Annotated in this window: 1 protein-coding gene; it reads left to right on the top strand. The window is 55.0% G+C overall.

The window, feature by feature from the left end:
- Window positions 1-234: 234 nt before the first annotated feature.
- The coding region (locus RTY00_RS23740; RefSeq protein WP_312666605.1) for an Ig-like domain-containing protein at window positions 235-2,313 on the top strand (2,079 nt) is incomplete at its 3' end.

Here is a 2,313-nt window from a genome sequence, read left to right as displayed (position 1 = left end):
CATATTTTGCAGGCTCCTTAGAAGTGTCATAAATCCCAACAGCTTATAGCAGCTCAATCAGCGTAATAAACATCAACAGCGCTGATGCTGTGCAGCAACGATTTCTGACTGGAAATAGATTAACCTACTATTTCTTCGCTATTTCCACGATTGACGCTATATCCCTATCGCTATTATCCCTGAAATAAAATTATAGATTTCGACGCGTTGCGTCACGCTACCTCAGGGACAATCATGTTACGTATGCCAATCAGGAACGGCCGCTTCGCCTGCTTCCTCAGCGCTATTTTGCTGCTAACGCTACTGGCCAGTTCATCGGTTTATGCTCTTTCAACCGCGTGTTCCGCGTTGAACATGGTTAATCCAGCCACTTTTTCTCGCATGTATGCTGCTGCTGATTTTGATGCAGGAGAGAGTGTCCACATCACGCTCACCGATAACGGACTCGATCCTAAGACGGATCAAACAAAATCTGGCTCGGTGATTATGCGTTCATCCAGTTTAACGCTCTATTCAGAATACAGAACGTTCAGCGGAAGCGCAGGGACCTATACTCTGGATGCCAGCGCCTCTCAAATTACCAGCAACGGGCTGTTCCTTGGCGTTAACAATAATTATGGTTATCTCAATGATATAACCATCTCCTGCTCTGCGGCCGCCACCGTATCTTCTGATGCAACATTGAGCAGTCTTTCGCTGTCAGAAGGCACTTTGACACCCGGCTTTTCCTCTGGCATCACCAACTACAGCACTCGCGTCGCTAATGGTGTGACATCAACAACGGTGACGCCAACCACCAGCAACATAGCTGCCCATGTGCGCGTCAATGGCAACAGCCTCAATTCCGGCAGCGGTTATAGTGTGCCGCTGGTCGTTGGCACGAACAGTATCAACGTTGTGGTCACCGCTGAAGATGGCACCAGTACCGCAAACTATCTCGTGCAAGTAGAACGCCTTGAACCGACGCCGATTGCCGGTTCCAGCAGCCTCAACGTGGCATTTAACAGCAACAACAATCCCATTAGCTTGCCGATCACGGGGGGGACGCCAAACAGCCTGACGATCAGCACTTCACCGGCACACGGCACGCTGTCTGTGGTAGATGTCAGCCACGTGACTTACACACCCGCCGCCAATTACGTCGGCAGCGACAGCTTCACTTACACCTCCAGCAATAGTGCCGGCTCTTCTGCCACCGGCACTATCAGCGTGACCGTCAGCCCCCCCACGCTTGTCATCGCACCAGGCGCGTTGCCAGCAGCCACGCTTAACACGCCTTACAGCCAAACGTTTAGCGCCAGCGGCGGCTCGGGCAATTACAGCTTCAGCATGAGCGGTCTTTCTACTGGTCTAACGCTGTCGCCCGCTGGCGTGTTGTCAGGTATGCCAGCGACCGCCGGGAGTTTCAGCTTCACAGTGATCGTGACGGATACCATCACGAATAGCAGCGCACAGCAGGCCTATACGTTGAATGTGGCGCTCTCTGGACAGCCGCCAGTTGCTAACACGGTGACATCCAATGTCGTTGCCAACAGCGGCGAAAATACCATCGAACCGCTGATTTCCGGCGGCGCAGCAACCAATATTGATATCTTGCAACAACCTGTGCACGGCAGCGCGCGCGTGTTGAATAGCCGTATCCTTTACCAACCGGTGGCCGGTTTTTCCGGCAGCGATAGCTTGATTTACAGCGCCAGTAATAGCTTCGGTACCACGCAGGCAACGGTAACGCTGAATGTCACAGCGGCGGTGATCTCGTTTACGCCAGCTGCGGGGGCTTTACCGCAGGCTGTGGTGGGCAACGCCTATGCGCAAAACTTCAGCGCCACCGGCGGCGTTGCGCCTTACAGTTATCACTTACAGGGTACGATTCCGGGCGGAATGACCTTTACCAACGGCAGCTTAGGCGGCACGCCAGGCACAGTTAGCGATGCCGCATTCACGCTCATCGCCACCGATGCCAACGGCGCGACCGGCCAGGCGGCGTATACGCTAAAGGTCAGCGCGGCGCAGCCGGTTGGCGTTGATCATAAGGCCAGCGTGGTAGCCGGCGGTGTAGTGCGCGTCAGCTTAACCGAGAACGCTCGCGGCGGCCCATTTAGCGCCGCGCGTTTAGTGGCTCAACCCGACAGCGTCTTGGGCAGCGCGTCAATCAGTGCCAGCGACAACGATTATCAGCTGATTTTCCAGGCTGCGCCGCAGGCCAGCGGTTCAGTCGCCTTGCGCTATGTGTTAAACAACGGCAGCACGGAATCCGCAGCGGCTACGGTGACCATCACCATCGCCGGACGACCTTATCCGGCGCAAAACCCC

The sequence above is a fragment of the Pantoea sp. CTOTU49201 genome, assembly GCF_032054795.1.
Taxonomy (GTDB): domain Bacteria; phylum Pseudomonadota; class Gammaproteobacteria; order Enterobacterales; family Enterobacteriaceae; genus Pantoea; species Pantoea symbiotica.
The sequence above is the reverse complement of the archived record's forward strand: the minus strand, read 5'-3'. Positions and strand labels throughout refer to the sequence as shown.